This window comes from Flavobacterium soyae, from assembly GCF_045348165.1.
Lineage (GTDB): Bacteria > Bacteroidota > Bacteroidia > Flavobacteriales > Flavobacteriaceae > Flavobacterium > Flavobacterium soyae.
In genome coordinates this window covers 341,132-363,310 of sequence record NZ_CP150845.1, presented here as the reverse complement: position 1 = coordinate 363,310, position 22,179 = coordinate 341,132, and the positions used below count along the sequence as shown (strand labels likewise).

At 29.3% G+C, this 22,179-nt stretch carries 21 protein-coding genes; all 21 read left to right on the top strand.

Features of this window, described 5'->3' with window-relative positions; all coding sequences use genetic code 11:
* Positions 1–38: 38 nt before the first annotated feature.
* The 21 genes from AABD74_RS01655 (at position 39) to AABD74_RS01555 (ending at position 22,179) form a co-directional block, all read left to right on the top strand.
* Complete coding sequence (locus AABD74_RS01655) at positions 39–2,006, top strand: polysaccharide biosynthesis protein (RefSeq protein ID WP_406844497.1); 1,968 nt, start codon at positions 39–41, stop codon at positions 2,004–2,006.
* Between the two features lie 139 nt (positions 2,007–2,145).
* On the top strand, positions 2,146–3,006 hold the full coding sequence (locus AABD74_RS01650) for an ABC transporter permease (protein WP_406844496.1): 861 nt from the start codon (positions 2,146–2,148) through the stop codon (positions 3,004–3,006).
* A 56-nt stretch (positions 3,007–3,062) separates the two neighbouring features.
* Positions 3,063–4,337, top strand: coding sequence for a polysaccharide ABC transporter ATP-binding protein (locus tag AABD74_RS01645; protein WP_406844495.1), 1,275 nt, complete (start codon positions 3,063–3,065; stop codon positions 4,335–4,337).
* A gap of 155 nt (positions 4,338–4,492) precedes the next feature.
* On the top strand, positions 4,493–5,383 hold the full coding sequence (locus tag AABD74_RS01640; RefSeq protein ID WP_406844494.1) for a glycosyltransferase: 891 nt from the start codon (positions 4,493–4,495) through the stop codon (positions 5,381–5,383).
* Positions 5,373–6,302: a glycosyltransferase gene (locus AABD74_RS01635; protein WP_232680786.1), complete on the top strand. Its 930-nt coding sequence runs from the start codon at positions 5,373–5,375 to the stop codon at positions 6,300–6,302. The genes AABD74_RS01640 and AABD74_RS01635 overlap by 11 nt, the downstream gene beginning before the upstream one ends.
* Positions 6,303–7,136, top strand: a complete 834-nt coding sequence (locus AABD74_RS01630) for a glycosyltransferase family 2 protein (protein ID WP_406844493.1) — start codon at positions 6,303–6,305, stop codon at positions 7,134–7,136. It begins immediately after the preceding gene.
* A complete protein-coding gene (locus AABD74_RS01625; RefSeq protein WP_232680789.1) occupies positions 7,133–7,987 on the top strand; it encodes a glycosyltransferase in 855 nt (284 codons plus the stop codon). The genes AABD74_RS01630 and AABD74_RS01625 overlap by 4 nt, the downstream gene beginning before the upstream one ends.
* 3 nt (positions 7,988–7,990) lie before the next feature.
* Positions 7,991–8,932, top strand: coding sequence for a glycosyltransferase (locus tag AABD74_RS01620; protein ID WP_232680790.1), 942 nt, complete (start codon positions 7,991–7,993; stop codon positions 8,930–8,932).
* Positions 8,908–9,960, top strand: a complete 1,053-nt coding sequence (locus AABD74_RS01615; protein WP_406844492.1) for a hypothetical protein — start codon at positions 8,908–8,910, stop codon at positions 9,958–9,960. Before AABD74_RS01620 ends, AABD74_RS01615 begins: the two co-directional genes overlap by 25 nt.
* Positions 9,961–10,872: a glycosyltransferase family 2 protein gene (locus tag AABD74_RS01610; RefSeq protein WP_232680792.1), complete on the top strand. Its 912-nt coding sequence runs from the start codon at positions 9,961–9,963 to the stop codon at positions 10,870–10,872. It abuts the gene before it with no gap.
* Entirely contained in the window at positions 10,872–11,795 is a 924-nt protein-coding gene (locus AABD74_RS01605; RefSeq protein ID WP_406844491.1) for a glycosyltransferase family 2 protein, read from the top strand. The genes AABD74_RS01610 and AABD74_RS01605 overlap by 1 nt, the downstream gene beginning before the upstream one ends.
* The gene (locus AABD74_RS01600) at positions 11,792–12,685 is read left to right on the top strand and encodes a glycosyltransferase family 2 protein (protein ID WP_406844490.1); all 894 of its coding nucleotides are present in this window, start codon (positions 11,792–11,794) and stop codon (positions 12,683–12,685) included. Before AABD74_RS01605 ends, AABD74_RS01600 begins: the two co-directional genes overlap by 4 nt.
* Position 12,686: 1 nt before the next feature.
* Complete coding sequence (locus AABD74_RS01595; RefSeq protein ID WP_406844489.1) at positions 12,687–13,721, top strand: glycosyltransferase family A protein; 1,035 nt, start codon at positions 12,687–12,689, stop codon at positions 13,719–13,721.
* Complete coding sequence (locus AABD74_RS01590; RefSeq protein ID WP_406844488.1) at positions 13,714–14,829, top strand: glycosyltransferase family 4 protein; 1,116 nt, start codon at positions 13,714–13,716, stop codon at positions 14,827–14,829. Before AABD74_RS01595 ends, AABD74_RS01590 begins: the two co-directional genes overlap by 8 nt.
* Complete coding sequence (locus AABD74_RS01585; RefSeq protein WP_406844487.1) at positions 14,829–15,896, top strand: acyltransferase family protein; 1,068 nt, start codon at positions 14,829–14,831, stop codon at positions 15,894–15,896. The genes AABD74_RS01590 and AABD74_RS01585 overlap by 1 nt, the downstream gene beginning before the upstream one ends.
* A 14-nt stretch (positions 15,897–15,910) precedes the next feature.
* On the top strand, positions 15,911–16,582 hold the full coding sequence (locus AABD74_RS01580) for a cytidylyltransferase domain-containing protein (RefSeq protein WP_406844486.1): 672 nt from the start codon (positions 15,911–15,913) through the stop codon (positions 16,580–16,582).
* Entirely contained in the window at positions 16,569–17,663 is a 1,095-nt protein-coding gene (locus tag AABD74_RS01575) for an acyltransferase family protein (RefSeq protein WP_406844485.1), read from the top strand. The genes AABD74_RS01580 and AABD74_RS01575 overlap by 14 nt, the downstream gene beginning before the upstream one ends.
* A gap of 4 nt (positions 17,664–17,667) precedes the next feature.
* Positions 17,668–18,708: an N-acetylneuraminate synthase gene (gene neuB, locus AABD74_RS01570; RefSeq protein ID WP_406844484.1), complete on the top strand. Its 1,041-nt coding sequence runs from the start codon at positions 17,668–17,670 to the stop codon at positions 18,706–18,708.
* Positions 18,701–19,834, top strand: a complete 1,134-nt coding sequence (gene neuC / locus AABD74_RS01565; protein WP_406844483.1) for a UDP-N-acetylglucosamine 2-epimerase — start codon at positions 18,701–18,703, stop codon at positions 19,832–19,834. Before neuB ends, neuC begins: the two co-directional genes overlap by 8 nt.
* 30 nt (positions 19,835–19,864) lie before the next feature.
* A complete protein-coding gene (locus tag AABD74_RS01560; RefSeq protein WP_232680803.1) occupies positions 19,865–21,298 on the top strand; it encodes an MBOAT family protein in 1,434 nt (477 codons plus the stop codon).
* Positions 21,298–22,179, top strand: a complete 882-nt coding sequence (locus AABD74_RS01555; RefSeq protein WP_406844482.1) for a hypothetical protein — start codon at positions 21,298–21,300, stop codon at positions 22,177–22,179. Before AABD74_RS01560 ends, AABD74_RS01555 begins: the two co-directional genes overlap by 1 nt.

Genomic DNA, 22,179 nt, shown 5'->3' with positions numbered 1-22,179 from the left:
AATGGACAATGACCGTCAAAATTTAATTAAACCAAAAATTGGATACAGATAAACCAACCAAAATAGCATCCTTTTTGTATAATTCTTTTTCGCCAAGGAATTTAAGAGCAAATATTAATAACCTTAGTTATTTACCAAGGTGGATTATTGTTGCCATAGATGTAATGGTTCTTATTTTCTCATTTACATTTACATACATGCTGTTTGAAGGTACAGCTTTAGGATATATTATTATCTCTCATGATTTTTATTTTGTTACGAGTTTAATAGTTGTTAATATTTTTTTCTTTTGGCTTTTTAGAACTTATTCGGGAATTATAAGACATTCTTCTTATATTGATGCAATAAAGCTCTTGTTTTCTCAAATGTCAGTTTTAGTGTTTTTTTTATTTGTCAATCTAGTTTATGAATTATATACAGGAGAAAAAGCATTTTTAAATACGGCATTATTTATAAATTTAGTATTGTCTTTCTGTGGTTTGTTTTTATATCGTGTAATTGTAAAACAAACTTTTGAATTATATTTTTCAGAAAAAACGAATTCAAAACTTATAAGAACCGTGATTTATGGAACTGATGCAAATGCAATTTCAGTTGCAAATGCATTAAAATTTGAAACTCCGTCGCGATTTAAAATTGTTGGTTTTGTCGATAAAAATAATCAAAATGCATCGAAAAGAATGTTAGATCTTCCTATTTTGATTTTAAGAAAAAAACTTCCGGCTTTAATGCGATCTGTAGCAGCTGAAGGAGTTATTATTGCTGATAAAAGTCTATCAAAAGACGAACAATTGATTATTGTTGATCAATGTCTTGAATTTAACTACAGAGTTTACACGGTTCCTTTAATTTCAGATTGGGAAAACCAAAAAGAGATTTCTCAAAAAGTAAAAAATATTCAGATTGAAGATTTATTAGAAAGAAAGCCTATAGTTTTAGACAGTAAGTCGATTTCTAAACAATTGAAAGATAAAACCATCCTTATTACTGGAGCTGCCGGATCAATTGGTAGTGAAATAGTAAGACAGGTTCTTGGATTTAACCCAAAAACAGTTATTATTTTAGATCATGCGGAAACTCCTTTGCATAATTTATGCTTAGAAACATTGAGCATGGAGACAACTGCAAAAATTGTAGCGGTGATTACTGATGTAAAAAGTAAAAAAGCATTAGAAAAAGTATTTAAAAATTATAACCCGCATGTTGTTTTTCATGCAGCTGCTTATAAGCACGTTCCTTTAATGGAAGAAAATCCATCGCAAGCTATCTTGACTAATATCAAAGGAACCAAAAATTTAGCAGACTTGGCATGTAAATATCATGTCAAAAAATTTGTAATGGTTTCTACCGATAAAGCTGTGAATCCAAGTAATGTTATGGGAGCCAGCAAACGAATTGCCGAGAAATACGTTCAGTCTTTATATTTGAAAAATCAAAAAGAAAATATACCAGGAGTTACAAAGTTTATTACTACACGTTTTGGTAATGTTTTAGGATCTAACGGTTCTGTTGTGCCTTTGTTTACTAAACAAATTGCAGAAGGAGGACCAGTTACGATTACGCATCAGGATATTATTAGATATTTTATGACTATTCCTGAGGCTTGTCAATTAGTTTTAGAAGCCGGTGCAATGGGTAATGGTGGTGAAATCTATATTTTTGATATGGGTAAACCGGTAAGAATTATCGATTTAGCTAAAAAAATGATTAAACTGGCAGGATTTATTCCGGATAAGGAAATTAAAATAAAAATTGTTGGATTGCGGCCAGGTGAAAAATTATATGAAGAATTATTAAATGATACTTCTAAAACTTTACCAACCTATCATAATAAAATTATGATTGCACAGGAAATACAAGACGAATATGAAAATCTGCATACTGATATTGATGAACTAATAGGGATTGCTGATTTTTATGATAATGAAGATATAGTAGCAAAAATGAAAAAAATTGTTCCTGAATTTAAAAGTATGAATTCGGCTTTTGAGGTTCTTGATAAATAATTCTGACAAATTCAATTAGGTATAACAAAAAGGTGTTTTTTTAAAACGCCTTTTTGCTTTTTTATAAAGTAACTAAGAGACTAAAAATCTTGTTAAATCAATTCGTAAAACGCTTTTAATCTTATTATTTAAAAATTAAATGAATAATAACTCTAATGATTGGCTGTTTGAAATAACACCTAAAAATAAGTTCTTTTCGCTAAACCTTAAAGAAGTATGGCAATACCGGGATTTATTATTTCTTTTTGTTAAAAGAGATGTAATTACAGTATATAAACAGACTGTATTAGGACCGCTTTGGTATTTAATCCAACCATTATTTACTTCAATAACATTTACCATAATATTTAATAATGTTGCTGGTATTGATACAGGTTCTGTTCCTCCGTTTTTATTTAATTTAGCTGGTATTACTGTTTGGAACTATTTCACGGCTTGTTTAAATGGAACTTCTGATACTTTTAAATCTAACGCTGGAATTTTTGGAAAAGTTTACTTTCCAAGAATTATTACTCCTTTGTCGGTTGTACTTTCTAATCTAATTAAATTCGGAATTCAGTTCTTAATTTTTATTGCATTTTACATCTTTTATTATTTTGAGGGTTCAGATTTAAAATTAAATGTTTTGGTATTATTTTTTCCTCTACTGATTATAATAATGGGAATTTTAGGACTGGGATTAGGAATGATAATTTCTTCAATGGTAACTAAATACCGTGATTTTATTTATTTAGTGGGCTTTGGAATACAATTGTTGATGTATTTATCAGCAGTGATGTATCCAATTAATTTAATTAAAGCAAAATTGCCGGCATACGGATGGATTGTTGAGTATAATCCTCTGGCTTATATCATCGAGACATCTCGTTATTTACTTTTAGGCTTTGGAGAAATTTCGGTCTTTGGGTTAATTTATACTATAGTATTAACATTCGCTATATCCGTATTAGGTATTTTAGTTTTTAACAAAACAGAAAAAAGTTTTATTGATACTGTTTAACCTAAATTTTATTTTAATCCAATTACATTTTAGAAATTAATAATTAAGAATCATAATTGAAAAAAGATATTATTTTAAAAGTCGAAAATATCTCTAAACAATATCGTTTAGGACAAGTAGGAACAGGGACATTAAGTCACGATTTAAACAGATGGTGGCATGAAATACGCGGAAAAGAAAATCCATATTTAAAAATTGGTGAAACTAATGATCGTTCGACAAAAGGTACTTCAGAATATGTCTGGGCTATTCAGGATATTAATTTTGAAGTAGAACGTGGAGAGGTTTTAGGAATCATTGGTAAAAATGGTGCCGGAAAATCAACACTTTTAAAAATACTTTCAAAAGTAACCGCGCCAACAACCGGAAGTATAAAATCTCGTGGAAGAATTGCCTCTTTATTAGAAGTTGGAACCGGATTTCATGGGGAAATGACTGGCCGTGAAAATATATTTTTAAACGGTGCTATTCTGGGAATGACAAAAAAAGAAATTGCTTCTAAACTGGATGAAATTATTGACTTCTCTGGCTGTGAACGTTATATCGATACTCCTGTAAAAAGATATAGCAGCGGAATGACCGTTCGTCTTGCATTTGCTGTAGCAGCTTTTCTGGAACCAGAAATTTTGGTTATAGATGAGGTTTTAGCAGTAGGTGATGCTGAGTTTCAGAAAAAAGCTATTGGAAAAATGCAAGATATTTCTAAAGGGCAAGGAAGAACAGTTTTGTTTGTGAGTCATAATATGGCCGCAGTAAAAAGTTTATGTCATAGAGGAATTGTTTTAGAAAATGGAAAGGTAAAGTTTGATGGAAATATTGAGCATGCCGTGAGTTATTATTTAAGTGGAGATTCTGAAATAGTAAACCAAAAAATATTTGGTAGTGATCATGAAACTGAAGAATTTAAACTGGAAAAGATTTCGATAAATAGTCAGGGAAAAACTATTTATGACCCTCTTTCTGAAAATAATGCTATAGAATTAAATACAACTATAATTTTAAAAGATCAGTTAAATAAAAATTATCATTTAACGTACCATCTATATAATGAAATGGGTGAAGCTCTTTTTTCTTTTTCTAATGGTAATGAAGAGTATGCATTAAATTATGGAAAAAATGAATTAGTGTGCATTTTTCCAGCTTCATTTTTTCAATCTGGGCAATACTTCTTATCCTTATTTTTTGTAAAAGATAGAAGAGAGGCCATATTTATTGAGAATGATATAATGTCATTTACAATAGTTGATGGAAGCCGGGATTTAGGAGTCTATATGGGAAGAGAACCGGGTTATATTAAGCCTAAATTTGAATGGACAATTAAAAATAATTAAATTTTATCTTCGATAATTTTTCTCAAATAAGATTAGTAATAATCAGCAGGTTAAAAATTTAAAGCATAAGCTGATATTTTAAATTAAAATGATACTACAATACAAATTAAACTTTAATTATTGACATGGACGTTAAGATAAAAGTATCCGTTCATATGATTACTTACGGACATGAGCTTTACATTAAACAAGCTATAGAGAGCGTTTTAATGCAAGAAACTAATTTTGATTTTGAATTGTTTATTGCAGATGATTGTTCTCCTGACAAAACTCCAGAAGTTGTAGAATCAATTTTAAACAATCATCCTCAGGCATTTAGAATCAAGTATCACAGGCATAAAAAAAATATTGGTATGAAAGCTAATGGACTTTATGCTTTAGATCAATGTTTAGGTAAATATATTGCATTTTGTGAAGGAGATGATTATTGGACAGATCCGCATAAGCTGCAAAAACAGGTTGATTTTCTGGAAAATAATACAAATTATTCGATTTGCTGGACAAAATATTTAATAAAACAAGAATCACAAAATTTATTACCATTAGAAAAGCCAGATTGGATTTCTCATATTGAAAAAGATAAAAATTTTCATATTGATTTAAATAACATTTTTGCCCCTTACTGTACATACACATTGACAGCTGTACTAAGAAGAAATATGCTGGATTTTACAATATTAAGAAAATTAAAACATAGCAAGGATAATAGCATTTATGCACTTTGTTTAAGCAAAGGAAATGGAATGTTAATGGATTTTTATTCAAGTGCATATAGAGTACATGGAGGAGGTATATTTTCAGGCGCTTCAATTTATAAGCAAAAGTTCTATAGTTACCTTAACTTAAAAGAGATTATTCTTAAAGTGCCAGATTGTGATAATGACAACATACGAAGTATTAGAAATCATCTTCTTAAGGAATCAATAAAATTTTGCCCTAATCGCTATTCCTTCGATTATTTAAATTTAATCTGGGATTTTGCTGTTTGTTTTGGTTTTAAAAAAAGCTTGAAATTAGTCGTTAATAAATTAAAAAATGGAAAATAATAATTTGGTCAGCATTATTATGCCCGCGTATAATGTCGCTAAATATATTCAGGCAAGTATAGATACTGTTTTAAATCAAACTTATACTAATTGGGAACTAATTATTGTTGATGATGGCTCGATAGACGATACTGCAAAAATCTGCAAAAAATATTTAGATACAGATAACAGAATTAAATATATCTATCAAAATAATGCTAAACAAGCTAAGGCAAGAAACAACGGAATTCAAATTGCGAAGGGAGATATTATTGCTTTTCTAGATGCCGATGATTTATGGCTGCCAAATAAATTAGAGTTAAGTCTATCTCATTTTGACTTAAATATTTACGATTTAATATTTACAGATTCTTATTATTCAGGTCAGGAACAAATAGATGTGTCTGATCTAACATTAGAGAAAATGAGAGTTCAGAATGGTGAATATTTTGGACCTACTTCAATTTGTGATTTCCTGAAAATGAATAAAATCCCAATTCTTACAGTATTGGTAAAAAAAGCAGTACTTGAAAAAGTTGGGTCTTTTGATGAAAAATGTGTTCCCGCAGAAGACTATGATTTATGGCTGAGGCTTTTAAAAAACAATTGTAAATTTAAAGCCATTAATATTCCTCTTTCTATTTATCGATTTCAGGAGAACTCCTCAACCGCATCAGACAGATTAGCAACAAATGCTGTATTAGAACTTTTGATGAAAAATTTCACTATCGATGAAGTCAAACGTATAAAGGCTGTCCCTTTTATTAAAAGTTGGATTATAAGATGGATTCAATTGTATTTAGCAGCTTCAAATATTAGCCAGCTTCAAATAATTTTAAATCATTTTAATTTTAATAAATTTCCTGTAAAAATAACTTTTATATTGGGTCGTTTTATTAGTATTGATAAATTTAAAAAAATAATAATAAAAGCAATCTAATTGAGTCCAACAGTATCTATAATTATTCCCTGTTTCAATCAAGGTCAATTCCTTGATCAATGTTTGCAGTCAGTACTAAACCAAAGTTATGCGAGCTGGGAATGTATTATCGTTAACGATGGGAGTAGTGATAATAGTGAGGAAGCTGCAAAAAAATGGATTGAAAAAGACAGCAGATTTAAATATTTATTTACAGAAAACCGCGGCGTTTGCCATGCACGAAACTTAGGAGCAGATATTGCAAAAGGGACTTATTTACTGCCATTAGATGCAGATGACTATATTAGTGATAATTATTTGCACGAATCTGTAAAAAACATAGACATTACAAATTCAAAAATAGTATTTGGACGTGCATTTTTCTTTGGAGAAAAAGACGAAGAATTTTCTCTGCAAAACGAAGTTGTCGTTCAGGACTTACTTCAATATAACAAAATTCACTGTTGCGGATTATTCAGGAAAAGTGACTTTGTTATTGCCGGAGGATATGATGAGAATATGAAATTTGGTTTTGAAGATTGGGAACTTTGGATCAATATGCTGAAAAAAGGAGGAAAGGCAGCCAAATTAGAAAACAGCTTTCTTTTTTATAGAATCAAAGAAAATTCCAGAAGTACAATAATTGACAATAACGAAATTAAGAATCAGGAAATGCTTGAATATATTTTAAAAAAACATATTCAAGCGTATGGTTACAATTCAATTTTTGAAATGTATAATAAAAATTTAGAATTACAGAATGCCTTTAAAAACCTGCACACTTCTTTTTCTTTTAAAACAATATTTTATCTGTTATTAAAAAAAATAAAAGATAAATTCAAAAAGCAAAGATGATATCTATTATTATTTGTTCCAGAAGTACTCAAATTGACCCGATATTTTTTAATAATATCACAGAAACAGTAGACTCTGCTTATGAATTAATTATAATTGATAATTCAGAAAACAAACACTCTATTTTTGAAGCCTACAATCTCGGAATTAAAAAAAGCAAGGGAACTTATTTATGTTTCATTCATGATGATATCAGATTTCATACAAAAGGCTGGGGAAAAGCAGTAATATCTATTTTTCAATCTGATGCCGAAATTGGATTAATTGGTATAGCCGGAACAAAAGTTAAAGGCAAAATGATATCTGGATGGTGGGATTGTCCTGAAGAATACAGAGTAATGAATATAATGCAGCATCTTAATTCAGGAAAAACCGAACACTGGAATATGGGCTGGAGAGATAATTCTGTCGAAGAAGTTGTTGCTGTTGATGGTGTTTTTATGGCAATGCCTAAAAAAGAAAAAATATCTTTTTCTGAAAAGTTTAAAGGTTTTCATAACTACGATTTAGATATCTCATTTAAGGTTAAAAAGTGTGGTAAAAAAATAGTTGTAACGAATCAAATTTTATTAGAGCATTTTTCAGAAGGACAAGTAGATGCAAATTGGGTTAAATCGACATTGAAAATACATAATTATTATAACAAAATTTTACCGCTTACAGTAGAGAATAATTTAAGTAAGGATGAATTAGAAAGTATCGATTTTGAAAACTTAAAAAAAATGATTTATCTGGCTTTTACATACAAAAGACCGTATTTGGCATTTCGTATTTGGTTTAAGTTTTTTTTAAAACACCCAAAAAATAAGTTTCATAATTATTTTTTAAGAGAATTTATAAAATTGATTTAAAAAATGCTGGCAATAATTATTCCTTATTTCAAGCTTGAGTTTTTTGAAGAAACATTGTCGTCGCTTGCCAATCAGACTAATAAAGAGTTTAAAGTTTATATAGGTAATGACGCGAGCCCGGAAGATTGCTCAGATATAATAGAAAAATACAAACAAAAAATAGATTTAGTATACCATAATTTTGAATCTAATTTAGGAAGTATTTCATTAATTCAGCAATGGGAACGCTGCATAGAACTTTCGAAAAACGAAAAATGGTTAATGCTCTTAGGAGACGATGACATTTTAGGAAATAATGTCGTCGAAGAGTTTTACAATTTTATCGAATCAAATGATAAAGAAATTGATCTAATTAGATTTAATCTTAACGTTATTGATGAGAATGGAGACTTAAAAAGCCAGTTATTTGATCATGAAGTTCATGAAACATCTCAAAAATTACTAGATCAGATGCTTTTAATGAAGGAAACCATAACCGCCAGCGAATTCATTTTTAGTCGAAATGTTTATAATCGAAACAATGGATTTGTAGAATTCCCGCTTGCATGGTTCTCGGATTATGCTACATGGCTGGTATTTAGCAAAAACACTGGAGTTTTTTATATAAAGAATGCCTTAGTGTATTGGAGACTTAGCCAGAGTAATATATCTTCTGTTGTAGCTACAGAGAAAAACATTCAGTTAAAAATAAAAAGTCTTTTTTTGTTTATGTATTTTCTACAGATCAATTTTAACATTGAACGTAAAAGACTAAAAGATTATACACATGCACAGCTAATTAATTTTTTTGGTAATATTTCAGATTTTGTAAAAATTAGAATTTTAAGAAAAGAATTTTTCAAGTTCAGATTTAAATTAGCAGATATAATCATTCTAGAGTTTATTTTTGACCGTATTAAGAGAAAAAAAATAAAAAATTTATGGAAGTATTTGTACCGCACTTAAAGGATAGAAATATTTACCTTGATGAAATTATTTGTTTTTCAGATTGTAATTTTATTTTTAGCGATTTTAATAGTTATAAAAACACTTATAAAATTGTAAATATTCATTTTCCGGAAGCTATTTTCAATTGGATCGTTCCAACAGATGAACAGTTAAATGATCTTGAACAAAAAATTTTAGACTGGAAAAGGCATTCAAAAATAATTTACACTTTAAACGATATCAAATCGCATTACGACGAAGAAAATAAGTTTGCAGATTTATTTAGATTAGTACAAAAACATGCAGATGGAGTGATTCATTTAGGGAATTATTCGTTAGAAAAATACAAACATCTTTTTTCTGTCAATTGTCAGCATACAGTTATTTATCATCCTTTGTATGATAGTTTAATTGCAGATTTTGCGATTGCAGATTTTCAGGAAAAATTTCAATTAAATTTAAAAGATAAATATGTTGTTTCAGTAATTGGAGATATAAGATCAATGGAAGAAGTAAAACTTATCTTTAAAGTTTTTAATAAAATTCCGCACAAAAATAAGTTTTTGATTGTTCCTAATATGTTTGTATTTATGAAACTGCCAAAATTTTTCCCATACCGTTTTAGAAATATATACAGAAGAGTTGAAGAGTTTTTGTTTTGCTTTCCACTTCGAAAAGAACAATATTTTTTTAATTTTAAATTTATAGATTATAACTATATGGTTGATTTAGTTAAGAATTCATCACTAGTTGTTATTCCGAGATTAAAAAATTTAAATTCAGGAAATCTGTATTTGGGGTTGAGTTTTGATAAACCAATGATAATTCCAAAAGTGGGAAATTTGACAGAAACGGCAGATTATTTTAATTTTCCATTACTAGATTTGCAAAAGAAAAATTATGAAGAAGTGATTGATGCTGCAATGGCTTTAGATCAAAAAGCTTTTTTTAAAACTAAAGAGTATCTGGAAAAGAAAGATAAATTTAAAGCCAGTACTATTGCGGCACAATATGATGCTTTTTTTTACCAATTGATAAATAATTAAATGGATCCGTTAGTTTCTATAATTGTTCCCTGCTATAATCAGAGTCAGTATTTAACTGAGGCGCTCGATTCAATATATAATCAAACTTTTACGAATTGGGAATGTTTAATTATTGATGACGGAAGTACCGATAATACGGCTGAAGTAGCAAAATGCTTTGTTGATAAAGATTCCCGTTTTGCCTATTTTTTTAAAGAGAACGGTGGAGTCAGCAGTACAAGAAATTTAGGATTAGAAAATGCAAATGGACAATATATTCAGTTTTTAGATTGTGATGATGTTTTAGATTCTAGAAAACTAGAATTGTCAATAAAAGAACTGGAGTTAAATAAAAAGATACAAATCGTCATATCTAATTTTAGAATGTTTACGAACGATGTAAAAGCTTCATCTCCTCCATTTTGCATTTTAGATCCTGTATATTTTAATCTTGACGGATTTTTATACGAATGGAACATATCATTTTCTCTTCAAATGCAATGTGGTTTTTTTGATGCTTTATTGTTCAAAAATATTCGTTTTCCTGATAATTTGTCAGCACAAGAAGACTGGGTTGTCTGGGTAAGTTTATTTAAAACAGGATGTAAGGCAGCTTTTATAGATCAACCATTAGCATATTATAGAATTAACCCTAATAGCAGGATGTCAACTTTGGGTATCGATGATAATAAAGTAAAGGTTCTGAAAAGTTTTAAATCTATTCTTACTAATGATGAATACTACAAATTTACTTTTACTTTAATTTCAAGAATTTATCAGTCAAATGAAGAGGTTAAAAAAAGACTGAAAGAAGTTAGAAGTTCAAATGCTTATCAAACAGGTTTAATGATTAAAAAGATTCTAAAAAAAATGGGACTGTTAAATGTTTCAAGATCTTTTTTTAAAATAATACTTCGATTCAAAAATAAATAATGGCTAAACTTTCTATAATTATACCAAGCTATAACCATGGCGAATTTTTAATCGACAGATTAGAAACTATTTATAATCAAACATACAAAGATTGGGAAGCAATTATTATTGATGATAAATCGACAGATGACAGCGTAGCAATAATTGAAAAGTTTCTTAAAAACAATCCTGATTTTAATATCAAATATTTTATAGTAAATGAGAATAATTCAGGAAGCGGTTACAACTCTTGGAAAAAAGGTATCGAACTTGCCGAAACAAAATATATCTGGATAGCCGAGACTGATGATTATTCTGATGTAACTTTTCTGGAAGAATTAATTCCTGTTTTAGAATCTAATGAAAAAGTTTCTCTGGCTTTTTCTGCCAGTCATTACGTTGAGAACAATAAAATTACCTACGATTCATCAAACAGAACAAAAGATTTAAACGTTAATAAAAATGAATATAAAGTAATAGATAAAAGTGTTTTCTTTAAAAGAATGCCATTTGATACTTACATAACAAATGGAAGTTCAGTTGTATTTAAAAAACCAAACGTAACTATACCCGATACTATCTTTACAAATAAACAATGTTCGGACATTTTTTTATGGTCATATTTATTAGAAAACAGCTCGTTTGCATTTTTAAATAAAAACCTAAATTATTTTAGAAGGCATGTTGGGTCAACATCTACATTTTTACAAAAACATAAATTGGAGAGCATTTATCATGAAAATGCTAAATATTTGAATCTTTTTAAGCAGACGGACAAATACCCCCAATTTATTAATCATTATATTAAATACTATATCTGGAGTCATAAAAGAGATTTTTTAAACACTTCGAGCGTTCGAAAAATACAAATTGATAAAAACCTAAGACTGCTATATTTTCTTGAATTAATTCGTTTCACAGCATTTAAACTTTTTAGAAAATGAGCATTTCTCCTTTGGTATCGGTTATTATTACAACTTATAACAGGGCTTATTATTTAAAAAAAGCTATAGATTCTGTTTTTAATCAGACTTATAAAAATTTAGATATTATAGTAGTTGATGACGGAACGATTGGAGATGAAAATCAAAAGTTATGTTCGAAATATGATTCTATAACATACTTAAAAATCAAAAACTCCGGCGGCCCTTGTAAACCTAGAAATGAAGGTATAAAGATTTCGAAAGGAGAATATATCATTTTTTTAGACGATGATGATCTTTGGGAACCTAATAAAATAGAAATACTTCTTGATGTTTTAGAAAAAAATCCGTCATTTGGTTTAGCACATCATTATTGTAAATTAATTGATGAAAATGATAATGAATTAGACAGATATGTAGGTAAGCCAGGTAAAATTGAAGACAAGCATGGTGATATATCAATGAAAATGATCGGGAACTATACCGTTAGTGATTATCCTCTTACTCGGGCAGGAATTATTAAAAAAGTAGGCTTTTTTAATGAAAAAATGATTGCAGCTGGTGAAGATGTCGAATATTGGAATAGGGCCTCGTTTTTTACTAAATTTTATTATGTCGATTTACCACTCACAAAATACCGAATACATTTTTCAAACAATTCAAAGATTAACGAAAAAGAATATTTAAAATTAAATCTCTTCAATAAAGAATTTATAACGGAATATAAAAACAAAGGGATTATCTCAAAAAAAGATTATCCCAGATATATCCAAAAACTGGTACACAATCAGATAAAGATGTTTAAATTAAACTATTTTAAAAGTTTAAGCATTTTAAATAAGTTAGATTCTTTCTGGTTTTTCAATTGGAAAAATTTAAAATTATTTATTTTTATTTTAATAAAGAGGTAAATTGAGAATAGGCTACAACCCAAATAAAGATAAAAAACAAGAACTAAATGATTTTTTTCATCAGGTTGTTATTCCTGTTTATATACCTGACAGCGAAGGTTATTTTAAAGACAGCCTGAAAATTTTGGAATATTGTCTCAAATCTTTATTTAAAACAATTCACCCAAAAACATATATTACAGTTGTTAATAACGGAAGCTGTATTGAAGCAGCAGAGTATTTAACTGATCTTCAAAAAACAGGAAAAATACACGAAATCATTAACACAACCAATATTGGGAAATTAAATGCCATCATAAAAGGTATTTCGGGACATAATTTTACTTTTATTACCATTAGCGATGCCGATGTACTTTTTTTAGAAAACTGGCAGGAAGAAACGTATAATGTTTTTGAAAAATTTCCAAAAACAGGAGCTGTCTGCCCAACACCATCTTCAAAATCTTTAAAAAATTATACATTTAATATTTGGTTCGATTTATTATTTTCAAAATCACTTCGATTTACGAAAGTCAAAAATCCAACAGCTTTAAAAGCATTTGCAGAAAGTGTGCAAAATCCAAATATGTATCAGGATATTTACCTCGAAAAGTACCTTACCGTTTCAAAAGATAATTTCAGAGCCGTTGTTGGAGCCGGGCATTTTATTACGACTTACAGAAAAGAAGTTTTTGAAAACAGCAGAATTAGATATTCGAATTTTATGCTAGGCGGAGATAGTGAAGCAAAATTACTTGATCTTCCGGTTGTAGAAAAGGGAATGTGGCGGCTTTCAACAGAAGAAAATTTTGCATTCCATTTAGGTAATATTGAAGAAAAATGGATGGAAGAAACTTTAGAAAAAATAAAACCAAATAATTTTCTTCCAGACAATCCAATTTTTTTACAAAAGATTAAATTTTCCAGAATAGGATTTATAGTTAAGCACAAGTTATTTTCAAAAATTCTTACCAGACAAAAAATATGGTATTATTGCCTGAAAATAAAAGGACTTTCTAAAAGTGAGACATTAAAATATATTCAAAAAAATGAGTAAGTCTCCTAAAGTAATTCTGCTTTCACAAGTGCCGCTGCCTTTTTCAAAAATAGGAAGCTGGACAACGCTCTATAATAATTATTTAGAGAAAGATCATAAAATAGATTACATCGTTTGTCCTAAGTCAGACAAAAAATATGACAGCGTAAAATACAGTTACACCAATTTTACGTTTTGGCATAAAATTCAGCGAAAATTTTTGAAGAAAAAAAATCTTGAATATTTTCAGGCTCTCGATAAATTTATAAATCCTGGTGAAAAATATATAATCCAGATCGTTGATAATTATGGAATGGTAAAGCCTCTCAAAAATTATCTTATATCAAAAGGAATTGATAAACAATGTTACATTCAATTCTTTTATCATGGTTATCCTCCATATGATTACAGCGATTCAATGCAGAATTTCTATGACATTATAGACGAAATCATTTTGCTTACAAACGATAGCTATATTGAGCACAAAAAAAAGATTAATGTGCTGTCCAATTATATTTCTATTTTGCCAAATGGAATTGATACTAAAAAATTTAGTAAAATTTCGAGTTCAGAAAAAACTAAGTTAAAAGCCGAATTAGGTTTTAAAGATAAAAAAGTTTTCGTTTGGTGCTCGCAGGATAGGCCAAAAAAAGGACTGCATGTTATTCTGGACGTTTGGAGAAGAATTTATTCTTCGCAAAAAAATATAGTATTATTAGTCATAGGGTGTAATCCAAGAGAAACAATGGATGGAGTTATATTTTTGGGTAAAATACCAAATGACGAACTGCCAAAGTATTATCAAATTTCAGATTGCTATCTATTTCCAACATTATGCCAGGAAGGATTTGGACTCAGTCTTATTGAGGCTTTACATTGTGGAAATTATTGTATTGCATCAGCATTAGGAGGAGTTCCAGAAGTATTACAATACGGGAAATACGGAAAATTAATAGAAAATCCACATTTTATTTCAGAATGGGGACAGGCTGTAAATGATTTTTTAGAAGGGAAATTTGAAACTCCAGAAGTACCAAATGATTTGTATTCTTCAGAAAAATGGAATACCAAAATGAATGATATTATAGAAACAGCAAAAATTAGAATGCAAAACAATTCAGCGAAATAATGAGAATAAACCAGTTGACATTTACAAGGTTTTTAGCCGCAATTTCAATAGTTATATTTCACTATGGCAAAAAAAGTTTCTTGTTTAATAATTTTATCGTAGATTTTATATTCAATAATGCAGATGTGTGCGTGAGCTATTTTTTTATTTTGTCCGGATTTGTAATGATGATTGCATACTCCAATAAATCAAATATATCTGCAAAAGAATATTTTACAAATAGATTTGCCAGAATCTATCCTTTGTATCTTTTGGCAATATTTATAATGTTTTTGCTGCAGGTTCGTACCAATGAAATAGATCTTTCAGGGATATTTTTAAATGTTTTGATGATTCAGTCCTGGGTTCCGGGTAAAATTTTATCGGTTAATGCACCCGGATGGTCATTATCTGTAGAGTTTGTGTTTTATGCTATTTTTCCTTTTCTGTTTAATAAATGTTTCAATAGGTTTAAAATTAAACCAATTTCTTTATACATAATTTCATTCTGGATTTTAAGCCAGCTGGTTTTTCAGGTGTTTTATTATTTATACGCAGAAACATCTACGACAGCAAAAGATTTTATAATGTATAATCCCATATTACATATCAATGAGTTTTTGATAGGAAATCTGGCAGGCTTTATCTTTATTAAAAAATTGCAATTTAAAAAAGCAAACTACGATTTTTTGATTCTAACCTTTGCCGGACTTACAATTCTGGCTTTAAAATTTTCAGTAGGTAAAATTTTTCATAATGGATTACTGGCTCCGTTATTTATCTCATTAATAATTTTAATTTCATTAAACAATGGAATTATTACAAAATTATTTCAAAAGAAACTATTTGTGTTTTTAGGAGAAATTAGTTTTGGAATCTATATTTTACAGTATCCAGTTTATTCTATGTTTAGTGCCTATAGTGTAAACAAGTATTTTCATATAACAGATCCTACATTAGTTTTTTTTATCAGACTTGTTATTTTAATTATTGCTTCTTCATTAGCTTATATTTATGTTGAAAAACCAATTCAGAATAAAATAAAAACAAGAAATAAAACGGCATCTGTAATTGAAAACCCGGCTTAATAAAAATTAAAACAATGAAAACAATAGCCATAATTCCAGCGCGTGGAGGTTCAAAACGTATAGAAGGAAAAAATATTCAGTTATTGGGAGAATTTCCTTTAATTGCTCATTCAATATTATATGCACAGAAAAACAGTGAAATTATAGATGATATTTACGTTTCGACTGATGATGCAGAAATTAAGAAAACAGCCTTGCAATTTGGAGCAAAAGTTATTGATCGTCCCGTTTCTATTTCAGGAGATTTAGAACCAACAGTTTCAGCATTAAAACATGCTTTACAAATGATAGGACCTGATGTTGAAAATGTAGTTTTATTGCAGGCAACAAACCCATTTCGACCACAAAATTTATTAAGAGAAGCTTTTGAAAAATATAAAAAGGAAGATGCAGACAGTTTATTTACTATTTCAAGAAATCATCAAAAATTTGGAAAAATTGTAAACAATAAATTCCAGCCTTTTAATTACACTTTCGGACAGAGAAGTCAGGATTTAGAACCGCTTTTTTTTGAAAATGGATTGCTCTATATCTCAAAAGTTTCCTTAATACAAAAAGATATTATTATCTCAGAAAATGCAATTCCATTTGAAGTAGATCATATTTTTGCACATGTTGACATTGATGCTCCGGAAGATTTAGAATATGCAGCCTTTATATATAATAAGATTGATGGAAAAAAATAGTATTTATTTTCCCAATCTTAATGGTTTAAGGTTTATTGCTGCTTTGATGGTAATAATTAGTCATATTGAATTAAATAAATCTCTTTTTGGATATGAAAATGGTTTTCACGAAATTAAATATTTGGGAAAACTTGGAGTATCGTTGTTTTTTGTTTTAAGTGGATTTTTAATCACCTTTTTATTATTACAGGAAAAAAATGAACACAAGAAAATTAACTTTAAGTTTTTTTATTTCCGAAGAATTTTAAGAATATGGCCGCTATATTTCATGATCGTAATACTTTCATTGTTTGTTCTGCCTCATCTGGAAATGTTTAATATTCCCAATTTAAAGTTAGAATATGCAAATAATGCAGAGTTTATCAAAATTCTGATTTTGTTTTTATTTTTCCTATCCAATGTATTAATTGTCATTAAGCTCATTCCTTTTGCTACACAAACCTGGTCTATAGGAACTGAAGAACAATTTTATCTTATCTGGCCACTATTAATTAGTAAAACAAATCATTTAAAAAGATATTTTTTAGGAATAATTCTGCTTTATAATTTAGTGTTAATATTTATGTACAATTCTGCTTTGGATCATATTATGTACATAAAATTAATACGTGGCTATATTGAAACAATTCAATTGGATTCACTTACTTTTGGAGCACTGGGAGCTTACTTTTTATTTTATAAAAACAAAGTAATAGATGTAATAACAAACAATTATATTTTTTGTTTGAGTATTCTTTTACTGATAATCAGTTTAATTTTTGATTTTCAAATAATTTACTTTAAAACCTCTCTAAATGCTGTTTTTTTTATAATAATTATATTGAATTTGGTTCACAATACAAATATCGCAAGGCTTTTAGAAAATAGATTCTTTTTTAAAATGGGAGAGATTTCCTATGGTTTGTACATGTATCATCAAATAGTTATTGTTTTCTTTATAAACTGTTTTATAAGATTGAATTTTTTTTCTAATTCCGTGCTTTACATTTTTACATTTGCAGGAACAATTTTAGTTTCACATTTATCATATAAGTTTTTTGAAAAACCCTTTATATTAAAAAAGGAAAAATATAAATTTTAAAAGAATGAATCCATACATAGAAATTGCAGGCCGTAAAATTGGACCAGATTTTCCACCATTAGTTATTGCCGAAATCGGAATCAATCACGAAGGCTCTTTAGAAGTAGCAAAAGAAATGGTTGATGCAGCATACAGAGCAGGAGTTGAGGTAGTAAAACACCAGACTCATATTGTAGAAGACGAAATGTCTGGAGCAGCAAAAAAAGTAATTCCGGGAAATGCAGATGTTTCTATTTATGAAATTATGGAAAGATGCTCGCTAAATGAATCTCAAGAATTAGAATTGAAAAATTATGTCGAAAGCAAAGGCATGATTTTTATTTCAACTCCATTTTCAAGAGCAGCTGCCGAAAGATTAAAGAAATTTGATATTCCAGCCTATAAAATTGGTTCGGGAGAATGTAATAATTATCCTTTGCTAGAGCACATTGCTTCATTTGGAAAACCTGTAATTTTAAGCACAGGAATGAATACAATAGAAAGTATTCAAAAAGCGGTTGCCATTTTTGATAAATATAATATTCCGGTTGCTTTATTGCATACAACAAATTTATACCCAACACCAATTCATTTAGTTCGTTTTGGGGCAATGGCAGAACTTCACGAAGCTTTTCCAAACAAAGTATTTGGGTTAAGCGATCATACCTTAAACAATAATGCTTGTTTAGGTGCAGTCGCTCTTGGGGCAAGTATTTTAGAGAGACATTTTACAGATCATATGCAGCGTACAGGTCCGGATATTGTTTGCAGTATGGATGAAAAAGCATGTGGAGAATTGATTGTTTCAAGCGCAGAAATTGCCTTAATGCGAGGCGGAACTAAAAAACCAGCTCTAGAAGAACAAGTTACAATTGATTTTGCTTTTGCTACTGTTTGCGCTATTAAATCAATTAAAAAAGGCGAGATTTTATCTAAAGAAAATATTTGGGTTAAACGCCCGGGAACTGGTAAAATTTTAGCAGAACACTTTAATGATTTAATTGGAAAAACTGCTGCGAGAGATATTGAAAATGACGAACAATTAGATTTTACTGATTTTGAGTAATTCTTCAAAAAAAATATTATTTCTTACCGGCACCCGTGCAGATTTTGGAAAAATAAAATCCCTTATTCAAACTCTCGAAGAACAACAGGATTTTGAAGCTTTTGTTTTCGTTACTGGAATGCATCTGCAGGAAATTTATGGCTATACATTGATCGAAATAGAACGCTGCAATTTTAAAAACGTTTTTACTTTCGAAAATCATACGCACGAAACTACGATGGATTTGACATTGGCAAAAACCATTGAAGGTTTGTCAAATTACTGCAAAACCATAAAACCAGATATGATTGTGGTGCACGGAGACAGAGTAGAAACACTTGCCGGCGCCATTGTAGGATCTTTAAACAATATTTTGGTAGCTCATATTGAAGGCGGCGAAGTTTCAGGAACTGTTGATGAATTAATTCGTCATAGTGTTAGTAAACTAAGCCACATACATTTTGTATCAAATAAACTGGCTGCAAAAAGGCTGCAGCAAATGGGAGAAGTAAAAGAGTCTATTTTTACAATTGGCTCGCCAGATATAGACATTATGTTTTCAAACAATCTGCCTTTTCTTGAAACAGCAAAACAATACTATCAGATTTCTTTTGATGATTACGCACTTGTAATGTTTCATCCCGTTACGACAGAATTTAATTCAATGAAAGAATATGCTGTTACTTTTGTTGACTGTCTATTGAAAGATAATCGTAACTATATTGTTATTTTTCCAAATAATGATTTGGGAAGTCAATTTATAATCGACGAATTTAAACGACTGGAAGAGAATACTAGATTCAGAATTTTTCCATCATTGCGATTCGAATATTTTCTAACATTATTAAAAAACAGTCAATTTATAATTGGCAACAGCAGTGCCGGAATTCGCGAAGCTCCTTATTATGGAATTCCAATTATAAATATAGGAACCCGTCAGCAAAACAGAGCCGTTCATGCCGATATTATCAATGTCAATTATTCAGAAAAAGACATCCTTGAAGCACTTTCTAAAATAGGTTCTCACAAAGTTCAGGTTTCAGATAATGATTTTGGGGAAGGAAATAGTAACGAATTGTTTTTGCAATCACTAAAGAAAAACGATATTTGGCAGCTGAATCACCAAAAACAATTTAGAGATATATAATATTCCTTAATAATACCATTGTAAACACTTATGTTTTTTAACTCCATAGCATTTGCTATCTTTTTACCAATCGTTTTTTTTCTGTATTGGTTTGTATTTAATAAAAACAAAAGCACCCAAAATGCTTTATTAATCATTGCCAGTTATTATTTTTATTCTTGTTGGGATTGGAGATTTCTATTTTTATTGGTTTTCTCCACATTTCTGGATTATTACACAGGAATTCAAATCGAAAAAGGAAAGTCAGAGAAAAGTCGAAAATTTTGGTTTTGGTTAAGTATTTTGGTTAATCTTGGATTTTTAGGAGTTTTTAAATATTATAATTTCTTTGCTTCTTCATTTTCAGAATTATTAAATTCAGCCGGAGTAAAAGCAAGCCCCTTTTTATTGAATGTTATTTTGCCTGTCGGGATTTCATTTTATACATTCCATGGACTTTCTTATGTTATCGATATTTATTTTAAAAGAATAAAAGCTGAATACAATTTTGTAGATTATTCATTATTTGTGAGTTATTTTCCGCTCTTAGTTGCCGGACCAATCGAAAGAGCAACACATTTACTGCCGGAGATAAAAGTTAAGCGCGAGTTTGATTTAGAAAATGCAAAACAGGGAGTTTATCAAATTATTTGGGGTTTAGTAAAAAAGGTAATTATTGCAGATACTTGTGCACCATATGCCAATGCAGTTTTCGATAATTATACTTCAATGAATTCCTTCTCACTTATTTTAGGAGCTGTATATTTTGCCTTTCAAATTTATGGAGATTTCTCAGGATATTCAGATATTGCACTTGGTGTATCAAAATTGTTTGGTTTAGATTTATTGCGAAACTTCAATTATCCCTATTTTTCAAGAGATATAGCGGAGTTTTGGCGCCGCTGGCATATTTCACTTTCTTCCTGGTTTCGAGATTATTTATATATTCCGTTAGGAGGAAGTAAAGGCGGGCTTTGGATGAAAATCAGAAACACATTTATCATTTTTGTTGTTAGTGGTTTTTGGCATGGCGCAAATTGGACATACCTGGCCTGGGGATTCATAAATGCAGTTTATTTCCTGCCATTACTTCTTTCAAACAGTAATCGAAATAACATGGACACAATTCAGCTCAAATTTAATTTTGATTCTGTAAAAGTGTTTCTAAGCATACTTTACACCTTTGCATTAACCTGTATTGCGTGGGTGTTTTTTAGAGCCAAAACAATTACAGATGCTGTTTTGTATTTAAAGCGAATTATTACCAGTAAAGATTTTAGTTTTCAGTATTTAGACAACGAACGCTACAGTTACGAACTGCTGCTTATGATTGGAATATTTGTTTTAATCGAATGGAATAACCGCAGTAAAGTAGAACCACTTTCTGGAAAATGGAGTACCTTAAAAACTGCTTTGGCAATTTTAGCCATCATGGCTTTTGGAACTTTTTCAGATTATAAAGAATTTATATATTTTCAGTTTTAATGAAGAAGTTTTTAATTTATATAGCTAAAATTAGTGTAGTAACTGTTTTAATAGCATTTCTATTAGATGGCTTGTACACCTATATTTTTAGGCATTCTAATAATAGAGGAAAAATTGAAAAGGTTTTTAATTCAAAAGCCCAGAAATACGATGTAGTTTTTTTAGGATCTTCAAGAGCAAACAATCATTTTGTGGCACAAATGTTTGAAGACAAAGGATTAAAAGCATTCAATTACGGAATGAGCGGCGGGCATTTATTTGAGGCTTCTTTGATGTTGAAATTAATGATTGAAAGAAAATATGAAATAAAAAATGTTATTCTCGAAGCCGACTTGAATTTGTCTAATGAACATCAGGCTGAAGGGATTTCTGCGAGATTCCTGCCTTATATTCACAATTCAGAAGTGATTAAAGATCATTTTTCAAATGAAGCAGATTTTAATGAACTGTATTATATTCCATTTTACAGATATATTAAATATGATGGAAAAATAGGGTTCAGGGAAACTTTTTTTATTACAATTGATAAAAAAACAAATGCTTTAGATAATTTGGGTTATTATCCTTTGGTAAAGCATAAAAATGGCAATATGAAAAATAATATTGTCAATTTAAATCCATTAAAACACAATAAATATTACGAAGAAATTAAAAACCTTTGTAAGACACATAATATTAATTTCATTGCGGTTATGACACCAATTTGTGAAAACACCACAGGAATGAATTATTTTGAAAAAGTCAAAAAGGTTTATCCGGAAATTCATAATTATGAAAATGTGGTAATAGAAGATAAATACTTTTCTTCTTGCGGCCACATGAATGATACTGGTGCAAAAATATTTACGGCGAGAATTTTAAAAGATTTTTTCAATAAGTAA

Excerpts from the sequence above, each read along its gene's own strand:
- AABD74_RS01650 (WP_406844496.1), top strand. The coding sequence starts at position 2,146 with ATGAATAATAACTCTAATGATTGGCTGTTTGAAATAACACCTAAAAAT.
- AABD74_RS01640 (WP_406844494.1), top strand. The coding sequence starts at position 4,493 with ATGATTACTTACGGACATGAGCTTTACATTAAACAAGCTATAGAGAGC.
- AABD74_RS01635 (WP_232680786.1), top strand. The coding sequence starts at position 5,373 with ATGGAAAATAATAATTTGGTCAGCATTATTATGCCCGCGTATAATGTC.
- AABD74_RS01625 (WP_232680789.1), top strand. The coding sequence starts at position 7,133 with ATGATATCTATTATTATTTGTTCCAGAAGTACTCAAATTGACCCGATA.
- AABD74_RS01620 (WP_232680790.1), top strand. The coding sequence starts at position 7,991 with ATGCTGGCAATAATTATTCCTTATTTCAAGCTTGAGTTTTTTGAAGAA.
- AABD74_RS01615 (WP_406844492.1), top strand. The coding sequence starts at position 8,908 with ATGGAAGTATTTGTACCGCACTTAAAGGATAGAAATATTTACCTTGAT.
- AABD74_RS01610 (WP_232680792.1), top strand. The coding sequence starts at position 9,961 with ATGGATCCGTTAGTTTCTATAATTGTTCCCTGCTATAATCAGAGTCAG.
- AABD74_RS01605 (WP_406844491.1), top strand. The coding sequence starts at position 10,872 with ATGGCTAAACTTTCTATAATTATACCAAGCTATAACCATGGCGAATTT.
- AABD74_RS01600 (WP_406844490.1), top strand. The coding sequence starts at position 11,792 with ATGAGCATTTCTCCTTTGGTATCGGTTATTATTACAACTTATAACAGG.
- AABD74_RS01590 (WP_406844488.1), top strand. The coding sequence starts at position 13,714 with ATGAGTAAGTCTCCTAAAGTAATTCTGCTTTCACAAGTGCCGCTGCCT.
- AABD74_RS01585 (WP_406844487.1), top strand. The coding sequence starts at position 14,829 with ATGAGAATAAACCAGTTGACATTTACAAGGTTTTTAGCCGCAATTTCA.
- AABD74_RS01580 (WP_406844486.1), top strand. The coding sequence starts at position 15,911 with ATGAAAACAATAGCCATAATTCCAGCGCGTGGAGGTTCAAAACGTATA.
- AABD74_RS01575 (WP_406844485.1), top strand. The coding sequence starts at position 16,569 with ATGGAAAAAAATAGTATTTATTTTCCCAATCTTAATGGTTTAAGGTTT.
- neuB (WP_406844484.1), top strand. The coding sequence starts at position 17,668 with ATGAATCCATACATAGAAATTGCAGGCCGTAAAATTGGACCAGATTTT.
- AABD74_RS01560 (WP_232680803.1), top strand. The coding sequence starts at position 19,865 with ATGTTTTTTAACTCCATAGCATTTGCTATCTTTTTACCAATCGTTTTT.
- AABD74_RS01555 (WP_406844482.1), top strand. The coding sequence starts at position 21,298 with ATGAAGAAGTTTTTAATTTATATAGCTAAAATTAGTGTAGTAACTGTT.